Source organism: Rhodococcus sp. AZ1 (assembly GCF_054979605.1).
In genome coordinates, this window is record NZ_JBUEQF010000012.1 from 1 (window position 1) to 15,020 (window position 15,020).

At 66.4% G+C, this 15,020-nt stretch carries 9 protein-coding genes and 1 CRISPR repeat array; of the genes, 1 reads left to right on the forward strand and 8 read right to left on the reverse strand.

The window, feature by feature from the left end; translation table 11 throughout:
• Positions 1-33: 33 nt before the first annotated feature.
• Positions 34-4,700: a CRISPR direct-repeat array (repeat unit 29 nt; unit sequence GGGCTCATCCCCGCGTTCGCGGGGAGGAC).
• Positions 4,701-4,762: 62 nt separating this feature from the next.
• The 8 genes from cas2e to cas3 are packed head-to-tail and all read right to left on the reverse strand — an operon-like array spanning position 4,763 to position 13,497.
• Positions 4,763-5,122 carry a type I-E CRISPR-associated endoribonuclease Cas2e gene (cas2e, locus tag ACY48E_RS14195; RefSeq protein ID WP_462872867.1) on the reverse strand — a complete coding sequence of 120 codons (360 nt, stop codon included), beginning with the start codon at positions 5,120-5,122 and terminating at the stop codon, positions 4,763-4,765.
• Positions 5,116-6,075 carry a type I-E CRISPR-associated endonuclease Cas1e gene (gene cas1e, locus ACY48E_RS14200; protein WP_462872868.1) on the reverse strand — a complete coding sequence of 320 codons (960 nt, stop codon included), beginning with the start codon at positions 6,073-6,075 and terminating at the stop codon, positions 5,116-5,118. The genes cas2e and cas1e overlap by 7 nt, the downstream gene beginning before the upstream one ends.
• Positions 6,072-6,734 carry a type I-E CRISPR-associated protein Cas6/Cse3/CasE gene (gene cas6e / locus ACY48E_RS14205; protein WP_462872869.1) on the reverse strand — a complete coding sequence of 221 codons (663 nt, stop codon included), beginning with the start codon at positions 6,732-6,734 and terminating at the stop codon, positions 6,072-6,074. Before cas6e ends, cas1e begins: the two co-directional genes overlap by 4 nt.
• Entirely contained in the window at positions 6,734-7,414 is a 681-nt protein-coding gene (gene cas5e / locus ACY48E_RS14210) for a type I-E CRISPR-associated protein Cas5/CasD (RefSeq protein ID WP_462872870.1), read from the reverse strand. The genes cas6e and cas5e overlap by 1 nt, the downstream gene beginning before the upstream one ends.
• Positions 7,414-8,529, reverse strand: coding sequence for a type I-E CRISPR-associated protein Cas7/Cse4/CasC (cas7e, locus tag ACY48E_RS14215; protein WP_462872871.1), 1,116 nt, complete (start codon positions 8,527-8,529; stop codon positions 7,414-7,416). The genes cas5e and cas7e overlap by 1 nt, the downstream gene beginning before the upstream one ends.
• Positions 8,526-9,164, reverse strand: a complete 639-nt coding sequence (gene casB, locus ACY48E_RS14220) for a type I-E CRISPR-associated protein Cse2/CasB (RefSeq protein ID WP_462872872.1) — start codon at positions 9,162-9,164, stop codon at positions 8,526-8,528. Before casB ends, cas7e begins: the two co-directional genes overlap by 4 nt.
• A complete protein-coding gene (gene casA, locus ACY48E_RS14225; protein WP_462872873.1) occupies positions 9,161-10,777 on the reverse strand; it encodes a type I-E CRISPR-associated protein Cse1/CasA in 1,617 nt (538 codons plus the stop codon). The genes casB and casA overlap by 4 nt, the downstream gene beginning before the upstream one ends.
• Positions 10,774-13,497, reverse strand: coding sequence for a CRISPR-associated helicase Cas3' (gene cas3 / locus ACY48E_RS14230; RefSeq protein WP_462872874.1), 2,724 nt, complete (start codon positions 13,495-13,497; stop codon positions 10,774-10,776). Before cas3 ends, casA begins: the two co-directional genes overlap by 4 nt.
• A 195-nt stretch (positions 13,498-13,692) precedes the next feature.
• Here cas3 and ACY48E_RS14235 point away from each other — a divergent pair, with 195 nt between their 5' ends.
• Positions 13,693-15,015: an MFS transporter gene (locus tag ACY48E_RS14235; protein ID WP_462872875.1), complete on the forward strand. Its 1,323-nt coding sequence runs from the start codon at positions 13,693-13,695 to the stop codon at positions 15,013-15,015.
• The last annotated feature ends 5 nt before the right edge of the window (positions 15,016-15,020 follow it).

Below are 15,020 nucleotides of genomic sequence, written 5' to 3' on the forward strand. Positions count from 1 at the left end.
TCCCTTCCATGAGCCCCTTGATCAGGCCGCCGGGGGCTCATCCCCGCGTTCGCGGGGAGGACCGGCACAGCCGTACGAGGACAAGGTGGCCAAGGGGCTCATCCCCGCGTTCGCGGGGAGGACTTCTGCGCCTTGGCGATTGCGCCTTCGGTCGTGGGCTCATCCCCGCGTTCGCGGGGAGGACTGGGGGTTGCGTAAGCGGCCGCCAGGTTTGCGGGGCTCATCCCCGCGTTCGCGGGGAGGACGCAATCGTCCTCGGGTCCGTTCTCACGGCTGTGGGCTCATCCCCGCGTTCGCGGGGCGGACCGAGCCGAGGGTCGAGTAGTAGGAGGCGACGAGGGCTCATCCCCGCGTTCGCGGGGAGGACCGCTCGGCGTCTCCGGCGGCCATGAGGTAGCCGGGCTCATCCCCGCGTTCGCGGGGAGGACGCCGAAGTTCAGTTCCCGAAGGTGTGGGTGCTGGGCTCATCCCCGCGTTCGCGGGGAGGACTTCAACGCAACTCCGCCCAGCACCGGGCCCCTGGGCTCATCCCCGCGTTCGCGGGGAGGACTCGGCGGCAAAGCCGGTGATCTGCACGGCAGTGGGCTCATCCCCGCGTTCGCGGGGAGGACAGTGCAGTGATGCCAACCCTTGGACCAACGGCGGGCTCATCCCCGCGTTCGCGGGGAGGACTCAAGTGGAAGCCCGCCACCGATGTCCAGTTCGGGCTCATCCCCGCGTTCGCGGGGAGGACTTGGCCGCTGTCGACGTTGGGTCCACCGGCGGGGGCTCATCCCCGCGTTCGCGGGGAGGACGAGTTGAGTAGGGCCATGATGAACAGGTCTCGGGGCTCATCCCCGCGTTCGCGGGGAGGACGTCCCGGACGAAGCTCCGCGCTCGCGCTCGAAGGGCTCATCCCCGCGTTCGCGGGGAGGACCTGACATGCAGGTGCGGCCCGGAAGACTGTCCGGGCTCATCCCCGCGTTCGCGGGGAGGACCTCCACGTCGACGAGACGGTGGTGCCACGCGGGGGCTCATCCCCGCGTTCGCGGGGAGGACTTCAACGCAACTCCGCCCAGCACCGGGCCCCTGGGTTCATCCCCGCGTTCGCGGGGAGGACACGGCAGAGCAGGTGTCCGACCTCGCGGCGCTGGGCTCATCCCCGCGTTCGCGGGGAGGACCCGGCCTGGATGGCGGCGCGGGCGGCGTCCATGGGCTCATCCCCGCGTTCGCGGGGAGGACATGCGGCTCGGGATGCGGCGTCGGCGCTTTCAGGGCTCATCCCCGCGTTCGCGGGGAGGACCTGTGCGCTCGCAGTCGGGGCGAGTCGGAGTCGGGCTCATCCCCGCGTTCGCGGGGAGGACATCTGGCAGCAGACCGCCGACATCGAGCGTGAGGGCTCATCCCCGCGTTCGCGGGGAGGACCTCGGATCGCTGGACGCCTACGAGCTCGTCCCGGGCTCATCCCCGCGTTCGCGGGGAGGACCCGACCAACGAGACGACCGTACTGAACGTGGCGGGCTCATCCCCGCGTTCGCGGGGAGGACTCCGCGGTCGACGACGATCTTGGGCGGCCGCTGGGCTCATCCCCGCGTTCGCGGGGAGGACACGGGCGACCTGCGGGCGCGCTCGGACGACAAGGGCTCATCCCCGCGTTCGCGGGGAGGACCATGTGCCCGAGAGCTTCCGAACTGGTTCCGAGGGCTCATCCCCGCGTTCGCGGGGAGGACAACCCGAGGCGCACGAGCCGGGCCGCAACGCCGGGCTCATCCCCGCGTTCGCGGGGAGGACGCGGGCATGTCGAGCGAGCCGATACCGGTCTCGGGCTCATCCCCGCGTTCGCGGGGAGGACTAGAACTGGATGTAGCCGTTCGAGTTCGACGAGGGCTCATCCCCGCGTTCGCGGGGAGGACGCTGCGGATTCGAGCGAGCGCGTCGGACTCGGGGGCTCATCCCCGCGTTCGCGGGGAGGACGTCGACACCGACCCGCAGTCTGTCGGCGGGCAGTGGCTCATCCCCGCGTTCGCGGGGAGGACCTGACCGTCGTCCTCCGCTCCGATGAAACATGGGGCTCATCCCCGCGTTCGCGGGGAGGACGGCATCAAGGGTGCCTCGGTGTCCGCCCCCGAGGGCTCATCCCCGCGTTCGCGGGGAGGACCCGGCGCGCGAATCAGCCACGGCGCGCAAGTAGGGCTCATCCCCGCGTTCGCGGGGAGGACTTTTGCGACGCCGCGTCCGACAGTTGATGTTCGGGCTCATCCCCGCGTTCGCGGGGAGGACGACGGCCAGGTCACGACCGTGGGCGACGCCCAGGGCTCATCCCCGCGTTCGCGGGGAGGACATCGTTCAGACCGATCACTCGGTGACGTTGCAGGGCTCATCCCCGCGTTCGCGGGGAGGACGCGGTCGTCGAGGTCTGCGAGGTTGCGGTCGGGGGCTCATCCCCGCGTTCGCGGGGAGGACTCGTTCTTGATGTTCTTGAACGTGAGCAGGAAGGGCTCATCCCCGCGTTCGCGGGGAGGACGCGTAGTCGGTGACCGTGAAAGCCACTTCGGGGGGCTCATCCCCGCGTTCGCGGGGAGGACGACGGCATCGAGGAGGCCGACACCCTCGGCCTGGGCTCATCCCCGCGTTCGCGGGGAGGACCGGCGGGTCGCCCCGTCCACGTCGCCGATAGCGGGCTCATCCCCGCGTTCGCGGGGAGGACTCGTCACGGTGCGCTGAATGCCTTCGATTCCGGGGCTCATCCCCGCGTTCGCGGGGAGGACTCCAGCGCAGCCTCGGCCACGCTTGGGCGCGTGGGCTCATCCCCGCGTTCGCGGGGAGGACGCCGTGAACGCCGTCGAGAGCAAGTAGCGCTTGGGCTCATCCCCGCGTTCGCGGGGAGGACTGTGCCGGTCGAGGTGGAAGTGGTCGGGGGTCATGGCTCATCCCCGCGTTCGCGGGGAGGACCGAGGCGTTCGACGGCTTCTTCAACTACCAGCGGGCTCATCCCCGCGTTCGCGGGGAGGACGCGAGGGCGACCGAGACGGGCGCATTCCGTCAGGGCTCATCCCCGCGTTCGCGGGGAGGACTCGGGAGCTGACATGGAAAGCCGCACAGTGTCGGGCTCATCCCCGCGTTCGCGGGGAGGACCATGACGGCACGGATGATGTACTCGTCACCCGGGGCTCATCCCCGCGTTCGCGGGGAGGACGAATAGCCGACGACGTGCACGGGGCCCACAGTGGGCTCATCCCCGCGTTCGCGGGGAGGACACGCCTCCCAGAGTGTGCGCACTACCCCGCCAGGGCTCATCCCCGCGTTCGCGGGGAGGACACCGGTGGCCGGGTCCATGGTGGCCAGGATCAGGGCTCATCCCCGCGTTCGCGGGGAGGACTCCTCGAAGAAGACGACGCCGGGCATGAGCGGGGGCTCATCCCCGCGTTCGCGGGGAGGACTGGCGACCCCTCGGCTCGTACATGTCCGCCGAGGGCTCATCCCCGCGTTCGCGGGGAGGACAGCACGTCCGCCACGGTCTCACCCGATGCGACGGGCTCATCCCCGCGTTCGCGGGGAGGACCTGCAACGACTTTCGATCCGACCTTGAGCCCCGGGCTCATCCCCGCGTTCGCGGGGAGGACCTGATCGACAATGCGGCATCTCTTGCCGACCCGGGCTCATCCCCGCGTTCGCGGGGAGGACCCGGTGGCGGTGACGGTTGCAGCGGATGGCACGGGCTCATCCCCGCGTTCGCGGGGAGGACCGCTCGGCGTCTCCGGCGGCCATGAGGTAGCCGGGCTCATCCCCGCGTTCGCGGGGAGGACCTCACCGGCAAGCAAGACGTCAGGATCGGTCCGGGCTCATCCCCGCGTTCGCGGGGAGGACTTGAGCGCATCTGCGGTGGCGGCGTAGGCCGCGGGCTCATCCCCGCGTTCGCGGGGAGGACGTCACCGGCAAGCAAGACGTCAGGATCGGTCCGGGCTCATCCCCGCGTTCGCGGGGAGGACCAGATGTAGCTCAGCCCGTTGTCGGCCTTGGCGGGCTCATCCCCGCGTTCGCGGGGAGGACTGGAGCTGCGCCTTGGTGATGGTCGCGGACAGGGGCTCATCCCCGCGTTCGCGGGGAGGACGTCACGGCTCGACAGAGCATCTTCGCGGGCCCGGGCTCATCCCCGCGTTCGCGGGGAGGACCTGATCGCCGAGGAGCGATGGAGGGTGGAGCAGGGCTCATCCCCGCGTTCGCGGGGAGGACTCGAGCGGCGAGAAGGACCGCTCGAGCTCGAAGGGCTCATCCCCGCGTTCGCGGGGAGGACGATGTCCAGCGATCGAGGGTCAGCCGTCGACAGGGCTCATCCCCGCGTTCGCGGGGAGGACTTCGACATCCCCGGCGTCTCGACCGTGAAGGCGGGCTCATCCCCGCGTTCGCGGGGAGGACTCGGGTGTTTCCCGGTCGCGGGTGCGGTCGTCGGGCTCATCCCCGCGTTCGCGGGGAGGACTCGACGCCGGGGCGCGGCAACGGTTTCGGCCTGGGCTCATCCCCGCGTTCGCGGGGAGGACTCGCACCCCAACCCGGCACCGCAGTGCCAGCCGGGCTCATCCCCGCGTTCGCGGGGAGGACGTGCTATTGCTCACGATCCAGAAACGATGGTCGGGCTCATCCCCGCGTTCGCGGGGAGGACCTGACCGACGTCGACCGGACGATCATCCAGACGGGCTCATCCCCGCGTTCGCGGGGAGGACACTTGCTGAGCAGCGAGGACTAGCCCTTGAGTCGGAAACTACCGTCGGTTGCTCGATCTGCACTACCCCCGACGCCGGTGCGCCGCGCGGTATCGGCTGGCCTTGCTGCGCCCCGGCCGAGGCGTAGCGGCTGCGTCCAGCGCTTCACCGGTATGTGGCCGGCGCACGAGGTGCACACCGTCGACATCGACGGGCTCCCAGTCGAACCTATGCACGCGGAACAGCATCCTCTGCTCGTTACGCGCGGGGTGGGTCATTATCGCCCGCCCGTCCTTGACCTGATCGCATACCCGTTCCCAAAGAAGGTCCCTGACGCGGGCAGACAGGACACCGACAAAGACGCCGGGGCTGATCTCGAGCAGCCACCGCGTCAAGTGCCCACGTAGGCCTGGCGGGCAGGCCGTGACGACGAGGGTCACCACGGGACGATGTCTTCGGGGTCGAACGCGTAATCATGGCCGCTGTTCACTGGTCCGGTGCGGTCATCCCACAGGTATACGACGTCGGCATCGAATACCGGATCGTCGTCTGCGTCCGGTATCAGCAGCTTCTTGATGTCCTCGGCAACACGGGGAAGCAACTTGAGACGGAAGATTTCGTCGCGCATACGTCTGCGGACGGTTCCTGGGATATCAACAGCCTCAGCGGCTACTACGTCGAACGCGACAGGAATCGCTGTGTCGGCCTTGTACAAGTCGGCAATGTCGTACACGAAGGAACGGTCGTGCCCCGTATGGACGAATCCGAGGCCCGGCGAGCATCCCAGGGCAACGATTATCGAGTGAGCCACTCCGTAGAGGCATGTGGTGGCGGCGGACAATGCCTGGTTGATGTCGTCGCCTGCGCTGTAGTCGTTCGGGTCATAGTTTCGGCGCTTCCATTCGACTCCTGTTCGTTCCGACTGTTCCCGATATGCGCGTCGCACACGAGCGCCCTCCTTCCCTCGAAGTTGCTGCATCGTCAGCTCCGAGGTTTCTTCTCCGGGAAACCGCATCGAGTACATAGCGCGCGCGACCGCCAACCTTCCATCGCGCTGCGACACTGCACGGGCCTGTGCATCGAGCAATCGGCTGGATCGGCCGAGCGGACGACCGTGTGCGTAGTACCGGACCGCCTGCTCGCCGACCCACACGGTGCAGGTCCCGGATTCGGCCATCAACACCATGGCCTGATGGGTCACCCTTGTACCCGGGCCGAGAAGGAGCGCGCCGATGGTCGCCGTGGGGATGTGGACGACCCCGCGCTCGTCGGTGGATGTGATGGCGTTGCCATCGCGGTGAACGGTGCAGCGTTCGAGGTAGATGAACGACAGACGATCGGATGCGCGTACGAGTTCGGATGGACGGGCTGGGGGCGGCCCACCGTTGGTGTTCACGCCGAGGGCGCGAGGGTGAGCAGCCCGCAGCCGTATGCCTTCGCTCGTCCGATCCCGTTACACAGGGCCGACCGGAGGGCTTCCACGTCTGTCACTTCCATGACGCCCTCGTAGGTGGCGACACCGATGGTTACCTTGTGGCGGTCCTTGCCGAAATTCAAGGTCCTTCTCTCGACGATGCGGAGTTGAGTCTCTCCATCCTGGCCATTCAGCAGGGCAAACCCGTGAGACTGAGCGCGTTCGAGGAGCCACCGCTGCTGGTGCTCCGCGGTCACGTGCGCCCGTGGCTTGGTCTGGGCGGACGGGTCGGATCGTCCACCAAACACCGGATTCGCTCGTAGCCGAAAGGCGTAACGGTGACCAGAGGCGAGATGCTCGAGAACGGGGTTGTAATCGCGGGTCTGCCACATCTCTCCCGTCTGCCACCCCGCCTGCTCGATGATGTGCGTCGGGTCGGGCTCGATTGGACTGACCACGTAGAGGATGTTCTCGTCGGCCCTTGGTGAATCAACGCGCCAGAGGGCGCGACCGGATTCAGGCGATGTGAACGACCCTGGGGGGAAGCACGATTCGACAGCGGCGTGCATCGCCTGCGGGTAAGCGAGAAGCTTGCCAGCACCTCGACGACGGCGGTTGAGCGGGATTCGGGTGAGAAACACTAGAAGCCTCCCAGTAAGGCCATGGGATCGTGGTTGTCGCCGCCAAGCGGGTTGTCCATTGGAATGCGAACCTCTTGCACAGTGCGCCAACCGTATTGGCGCAGCCGAGGGTCGAAGCTGATCGGCACGTCTCGAACCGTCGTCCCGGTTTCGGCGTCAACAACGCCCCGAAGGTGCACCCGCTTCGCCTGCGATCGTCGGGCTCGCTCGGAGGCCTGCCAGGGCGTCTCCGTCAGCGCTGTCGAGAGCGATGCGTTGGTGACTCCGAGGAAGACTGGTCGGCTCGGTGAGCACGAACGGCGTCCCAGGAACAGCGGGAACGCAGGCCGCTGCAAGGCCTTCGCCAACCCTTCGATGAGGCCCGAGTCCCCCTCGACGACTGCAGTGAAGACAGCATCGGCCAGGTAATAGCGCGTGGACAACGGCATCACGTCCTTTCCGTCGAGGGACCGCGCTACCTGGAAGTCGCGCATCAATGCGCCCTCCTGGTCGACGCGCACTCCGAACGACAATCCGAGCAGGTGCTCGATGCTGTCGGTCCGACGCACGCCCTGCGCCGCCGCGAGCAGCCCCAACACACCGCTCTTGGTCGGTTCACGACGGGTATCGCGCTGCGTGAAGCGACTCGACGCCCCCCACGCCTGCATCGGGCCCGCGAGGCATAGGACCAGCGACGTCATCAGGCGTCCGGATCGGCCGCGACCACTGCGCGCACGCGCTCTACCAGGTCATCGAGGGGAACCTTGTCCATTCCCTCGGCGAGTGTGCCTCCGACGGCGGTCACGATTTTCTCGAGCGGCTCGCCGTAAGCCGCTGCGATCTCGGCTTCGCGTTCGAAGAGCCGAGCTGTGCCCAGAGCAACAGCACCGGAATCGACCGTCGGTACAACTGCGTCCTCGAACGCCCCGACCAGGCTCACCGGTTGGTCGGAGCGGACGCAAACGAGCACGAGATCAGGGAGGGTGTTGTTGGCGAACGTGTTCGCCTTACCGGTTGGCATAGATCGCGCGAAAGACTTGACGAAGGTGGCGGCGGCCGCCGCAGCGGTGGCTGAATCACCAAGGTTGCGCTTCAACGAAGACACGTCGATGGTTGCGTACCGGTACAGGGTCGACGAGTTGAACTCGACGGTGCCGATCATCCCGGCGCCTGTCTCTTGCTGCGACTCCTGGAAATCATCGACAGCGGTGAAGTAGTCGAACTCCTGCTCGACTGCTTGGACGCTAATCGCGTGAGCAACCTGAACGGCGGCATCGACGTTGAGTTCGGCATCGTCAGCGATCATTCGCCCAAACAGGGCAACGTCGATGCTGTGGTCCGACTTGATGATTCGCTTGACTTCCTTGGCATCAGGCTTCTGGCCTGACTCAGCCGCCAGTGCGAGCTCGGCCAGGGCGTCGAGCTGTCCGGAGCTCAGGAAGACGAGGTAGCCGGACTCATCGGGCTGTTTCGGTGCATCCTTCCTCGCCTTCGGTGTCGCCATCTTGATACCTCCGGCTACGAACACCGCCGAAGCGAGTGTCGCCGCAGACGCGTCGTCGAAACTCGGCGCCCGTTCGATGATCCGACCTGCGAGTAGCTCGGCCAGCTTCCTTGTTCGGTAACCGATTTCGGAACGATCCAGCGTGCTGTTGAAGTGCTTTCGGGTCGCACGCTTCCACGATTGACTTGACACACGGGCACGTCGGGTTCCTCCGTAGACGGCAGTCTTCGGGCTGCCGGTGTCGTCACGGTTGATGTTGCTCGGAGGAACGGACTGAAGGATGTGGATATCGACGAACATTGCTGTGGTCATTCCTCTTCGTGAGTGTCGTTCGAGTCTGCGAGATCAGTTGAGGTTGTTGCTGCGATTCGGCGGAAATCCCGGCCCCATCGGATCCGGACACTGTCCGTTCTCTTCCGGGCGAAGAGGACCGCGAGATCGTCGGCGAGGCGCCCGTAATCGAGAGAGATGTTTTCCGACTTGAGTAGCGTCACCAGCGAGCGCAGATGGTGGACGATTGCGTTGTCGGTGTCGGCGAGCGCTATTGCGTGGAACCGGCGGCGGACAGCGTCCTCTCTATCCGTCGCGCGCACAAGAGTGCGTGCTGCCGAGCCGATGGACCCACCTTTCGAGTGCATCGGCCGGGTCCGACCCTGCTGATGCAGTGCGTACAAGGTGACCGCGACGTGGGCGGCCCGCTCGGCTGCAACCGGTCCGTCGGAGCCTCGCATTGCCAGCGGAACGATGTCGATGGTGTGGCCCCACACCTCGGGCACACTCCCTGGTTCCTTCGCCACTGCCCGCCTCAGTCGAGCCAACGATGCCCCGGCCGATCCGTCGCGATAGTCGGCGAGAACGCCGCGCTGTAGACCCAGTACAGCCGACTCCACAGCGGATCCCAGATCCGTCAGCGGCCATCGTCGATGGTCGGTGGCCTCAGATGTCACGCCCGTACCTCCGTTCTCGGTGCGTGCGCACCGGGTAGTTCTCGACGCAATTCCTTATGGAAGGACATCTCGGCTGTAGGTGCGTCCAACCAGTAGGAGCGCCCCTTGGAGTTGGTGATCTCGCGACCCACGAATGCGGGCCGTCCGGCGCGGGCAATCGTCGCTGCTCCGGCGTAACGGGCAAGGGACAAAAGATCCGATTCCCACTGCTGCAACAGCTCAGCGGGATCACCGACACCCAGCCCTAGAACCCACGATCGGTACAGGGTGTCCACTGTGGAGAGAAAGCTGGCGGTTGCCTCCGCCCGCTCGCCCGTACCGTCACCACCAGCGGCGATAGCGAGATCGCCGGCCAAGGTTCCGCATGAGCGCGCAACCCCGTCGGCTCGTCTTGCGGCGGTGATCGCCGCCTCTCTGCACTCCGGGTCCACCAGGGCGGCGGGTCTGAGGGTGATCCGGTCGTCGATTGCTGCCCCGATCACGCTGGACTGCGTGTCGTAGCGAAGGCCGAAGGCGTGCGGGGAAATCACGGCGTCAGGTGCGACGAAACCGCGATCGACGACGACGTCGATCCAGTGCGTAACGTCGGGGGCGAATCCTCGAAGTCGAGATGATTCTTCGAGACTGTCGACAAGCAGGCTCTCGATTCCCTCCCACACTGCACGACCGGCGTCGAAGGTCCGCGGATAGTAGGCGGGTTGTCCGATCTCCTTGGACTTGTTCGCGCTGTAACGCCACGCCGTCAGGTACTCACGGTGAAGCTGCAGCGTGGCATCGATCGGATCGCCATTGCCTACGAGGACACCGGTCACGCGGTCTCCGCTGTGTGTCAGCTTGATGCGGCGGCTCTGCCAAGTCAGGAGGTCGGTGGGACCTGACGGTGTTGGGTCCTCGCGCACGGTGACGCCGCAGTGGGGCCGCTCCCACGCCGGATAGTCGTGTGCGAACAGTGTGGGCCCGCGGCTGGTCATGAGCACCGTGTTCAGAAGGAGTGTCTCGTGCAGTGATGCTCCTTCGACGAGCACGCCGCCGAGCTGGCCGCACCACGCGATACCCATCGGGTATCCCCGCCCACCCTTAGTGCGGGGATCGCGTGAATCGCCTGTCTTGATTCCTGACGTGTCGTAGGCCTGTGCGTGAACAACCCATCGCGCGGCCTCTCCCAAGGGGAGTTCCGCGGCACCCGACCCTGCACGGGTGGTGAAGTACTGGTGTTTGGCGGGCATGTCGCTGACGAGTAGCCCGACCGGCCGGCTCGCGCCGGACGGCGTTTGGAAGTCTGCCACCTGATAGAACGGCTCCGCTGGGTCGAGCAGATCGAATCGGGGCTTCACAAGATCTAGATAGCTTTCGATCTCGTCGCCGGGAAGCGCTCGCACAGACCACAACTTTCCCCATCGAGCTACCGGGTCCGCACCCCAGTTGACGGCACGTCGAATGATCGCCAGGAGCAGTCTCGTGATCGCGAACTGCTGGGTTGGCAGGTCACCTCCGATGGTGACCATGCGCCCGCCTCCGACCAGCACTTCGCGGATCGACGCCTCGGTTGTACGCCCACGGTCGTCGAGCACCACGATCCACGGCTCGTCCACGAGGTTGAACGATTCCGTCATCGTGCCTCCTCCTTCACAGCCTCCAGGCCGTACACGGCGTCGTAAGTGAGCCGGTATCCGCCAACTGACGCCTGATGTGTTTCGTCCAGCTCGATGACCAACTCGCCTGCCAACCAGCGCGATTGCGCCCATCCCACGTACATACGGCCTTCCAACTCTCGGATCGTCGCGTCGACGATCGCACCTGTTCTGCACAGTTCTCGAGGCAACTGGACCGAGGAGTCCAAGACACGACGAGTAAGTGCGAACGACGGTTCGTACTCGGTGGGGATGCGCGCGCCCCCGCACTGCTCCAAGAGATACACCTCGCCACCGACACGTCTGGTGAGCAGAATCTCGACGCCATCATCGGAATCGCGAACCTTCGCCTGGCCGCGTGCGCCATCGGCGTCGCCGATATTCTTGTCCAGCCAGTCGATCAAGTCCGGGCTGCTGTTCGGGGAACCGAGACGCCACAAATCCGCCCGCGCCCGCTGCTCGGCTTGATGCTCGTCGTACTGCGCGTCCGCGATGGCAACGGCGTCTTCCCAGCCGCTCGGCACAGCGATGTCGGTGGCGTACGCCTGCTCCACCAGCAGGGGAATGTGCTCTGGAATATTGATATCTCGCCGATCATGCAGCACCGCCGCGGCGCGAAGAAGGGGAGCTGCACCGTAGACGGCCACCAGGCCGCGCAGTGGTTCGATCGGGCTTGCGGACCAGTCGTCTACCCCCGTCAGAACAACTCGTGGCCGGGATAGTCTGTCGGGCCGCACACGGTGATGCCGGTGCAGGCGACCCATCCGCTGCAATATCGAGTCGACGGGTGCGAGGTCCGTGACAAGAAGGTCGAAGTCCACGTCGAGCGACTGCTCGATCACCTGCGTTGCGACGACTATCCGCCTCTGCGGTCGAGCGCCGGTTCGACCGAGTTCCTTCACCAGGTGCGCTTCGAGGTCAGCTCGATGGCGGGCCACGAAGCGTGAATGCAGCAGGAGGACGTCGTCTCCGAACTCGGCACGAAGTAGCCGAGCGCATTCTTGGGCGCGGCGCACTGTGTTGCGCACGATTGCCACGCACCCGCCGTTGGACAGCTCGGCGCGTAGGTATTCGACCAACGCTTGTTCGTCTCCGGGGAGTCTCTCGATCTCCACGCTGTACGAGGGTGCCGGCTGTGGACTGGTCACGTGCCGGGCCCCGGCCGTGGAGGTCACGAGCGGGTAGGCGCTGTTCCGTCCTACATCCGGACCGTTCGACGACCACCCTGCCCCGCGTTCGTACGCCTCGATCAGCTCGGCGCGCTGACAACCCGGCAGGGTGGCAGACATGACGATCACCGGCACGTCGTACGCACCCAACCACTCCAGAACTCGCACCAGGTAGTGGCGCATGTAGCTATCGGCAGCATGGACCTCGTCCACGATGACGACCTTGTTGGCCAGCGCCAGGTGCCTGAGAACAACGTGCTTCGACTTCAGTGCGGCAAACAGCAATTGATCGATGGTTCCGACCACGAAAGGGGCCAGCATGGCCTGCTTTCGTCCAGAGAACCACTGGTGGACGACGATCTCCGCGTCGGGCATATCGCTCGGGGCCTCGCCCAATCCGATACACGGAGATATCGTCAATCGGGTCAACCCCGCGTACTGCTCGTTGAGGTGCGCCTTTCCGTGCGCCAAGTGGAGAGGGAGGTCGGCGTTGTCCAGCTGATCACCGAGCCATGCCTGGACTCGTCCGAACATGGCGTTGGACGTGGCCATAGTCGGCAGAGCCACGAAGACGCCACCTTGACCAAACTCGCGGGCGAGGTACTCGGCGGCAAGAAGCGCAGCCTCGGTCTTTCCTGATCCCATGGTGGCCTCGATGACGACCAGCCCCGGGCGCTCCAAGGATCGGACAACCTCGAACACGCTGCGCTGCATCGCGTTCAGCGTCACCCCGCTGGGCAGTCCGAACCGCGAGCGGAGGACTTCCGTTGGATCAGCGGGTGGTGCAGCACGCCACGGCGGCGGGAAACCCAGGGCTGACCAGCCAGCAGAGGCTCTGTCCGTACGCGAACTCGAGCCATGGAGCGGGAAAAGGTCCGAGTTGCTGGCGATCCAATCCGACATGATCACGAACCCGGTCCACAAGGCTTGCTGCTCGGGGCTCAACGCCTTCGATTTCCAAGATCCGTCGATAAGGTCCGCAGCGCCGACCAGAGAGGAAATGTACTCGATCAACTCGAATCGTGCTGCGGCCCAATCAGGCCCACCGTAATGTCGGACAGGCTTTGCTGCACGCAGGCCGACCTGTGCCAGAGAGGGAGGAGTGCCATGGTGCCCTCCGGCTACGCACGCGTAGGACCGGGCAGTGGACTGTGAATAACCCTTGTTCGCTAAATAGTTGGCGATTGCAACGAAGCTCACCACCGAATGTGGCGCCTCGCCGGGTCGTGCGCCGACAGGCGGAAACGGGAGATTCGCGTCCCGCATTCGGCCACACAGAGCCTCGACCTGCATGGCGAACGCCGGACTTAGCTTGCCGACATCATGAGTTCCAGCAAGGAATTGGCCGAGCCGGCGTGCGTCGAAGTCAGACGAGTTGGCCCGCAGGATGCGTCGCGTGGATTCTGGCAACCACTCATCCCATAGTCGCCCCGCGACAAGTGCGGCGTCCTCGCTGTGCTGGACCAGCGACAACCAGTCCTCCGACGCTCGATCGAATTTCGCCCACGCCGAAGCCAACGGCGCACTGATCACGAGTACCTCCAATGGGGATAACGAACAGCATTCAAACAGGTTGGTACCGATTCGTCAGCGGCTCAGCCGAATCGCCCGAGAAATGTGTTGTTGTGCGACGTCCAAAGCCCGCCCTAAGCCCCATCGACCGAACCCCCTGTTCTGCCTGGCAGAATCTCACCCCCCGGCCACACCGGGCCGCCGCATCGTGAGGGCATGTTGTCCACGTCACGTTCGTCGCTGGGTGTCGTCGTTCTCTGCTGGTCGCTGGTGATCTTCGACGGCTATGACCTCATCGTCTACGGCGCCACCATCCCGTCGCTGTTGCGAGAGCCGGGGTGGCAGCTGACCGCCGACGACGCCGGACATCTGGGCAGTGTGGCTTTCGCCGGAATGCTGATCGGTGCGCTGTGCGGCGGAGCGCTCGCCGACAGATTCGGCCGTCGCCGCGCGATCATCGGCTCCACGGTTTGGTTCAGCGTGTTCACCGGTGTGTGCGGGTGGGCGGCCGGGCCGGAACAGTTCGGGGCGCTGAGGTTTCTGGCCGGTCTCGGCCTGGGCGCACTCATCCCGTCGGCCAACGCACTGACGGCGGAGTTCGTGGCGGGTCGGTGGCGATCGGTGGCGGCGACCGCCATGATGTCGGGCGTCCCGCTGGGCGGCGCGCTGGCATCCGTCGTCGCGCTGAAGGTGATCCCCGAGCACGGCTGGCAGCCGCTCTACCACGTCGGATTCCTCGGGTTGGCGCTCGCGCTGGTCGCCGTGGCGGCGCTGCCGGAGTCGCCCGCCTGGTTGCGCAGTCGCAACCGCACCGCGCAGGCGGAGCGAGTCGAAGCCGCCTACGGCCTACGCCCCGCCGAGACACGCGGTACCGCCGAGACCGGCGGCACCGCGGAACCTGCGTCGGTGACCACCGTGCTGCGCCGCCCGTACGCCGTGGCCACAGCACTGTTCGTGATCGCCACCACCGCAACCATGTTCACCTGGTACGGCCTGGGAACCTGGCTGCCCAAACTGACCCGCGCCGACGTGCGGTTCGATCTCGGCAGCGACCCGGTGACCTACCTCCTCGCTCTCAACCTGGGGGCAGTGGCCGTCTCCGCCGTGACCGCCTGGAGCGCAACCCGATTCGGCGCCCTGCGCGTTGCGGTGGTGGCAGCGGGTGCCGGAGCGGTGAGCCTGACGCTGCTCACCACGTTCCCGTCGTCGGTGGCGGTGGTGTACGCGCTGCTGATCGTCGCCGGTGCTGGTAGCCACGGCACCCTGTGCCTGGTCATCGCCGCCATCGCCGGGCACTACCCCGACGCGGTGCGCGCCACCGCCCTCGGCGCCTCGCTCGGTGGGGGCCGTATCGGCGCGGTGATCGCACCCACCGCCGCCGGGGCGATCCTCACCCGCAATCCGACGAGCGCCACGGGCAGCATAGGGCTCTTCGCCGCCGCATCGGGGCTGGCTGCGATCCTGCTGCTGGTGGTTCACCTGCACGCGAGCAGGTCGGCGGACGCGTCCGCTCCCGCCACACCCGTGCTGGCCCGCTGACGGCA

Bases quoted from the DNA above. Each gene is read 5' to 3' on its own strand.
- cas7e (WP_462872871.1), bottom strand. From the start codon at position 8,529: ATGACCACAGCAATGTTCGTCGATATCCACATCCTTCAGTCCGTTCCT.
- cas5e (WP_462872870.1), bottom strand. From the start codon at position 7,414: ATGACGTCGCTGGTCCTATGCCTCGCGGGCCCGATGCAGGCGTGGGGG.
- ACY48E_RS14235 (WP_462872875.1), top strand. From the start codon at position 13,693: ATGTTGTCCACGTCACGTTCGTCGCTGGGTGTCGTCGTTCTCTGCTGG.
- casA (WP_462872873.1), bottom strand. From the start codon at position 10,777: ATGACGGAATCGTTCAACCTCGTGGACGAGCCGTGGATCGTGGTGCTC.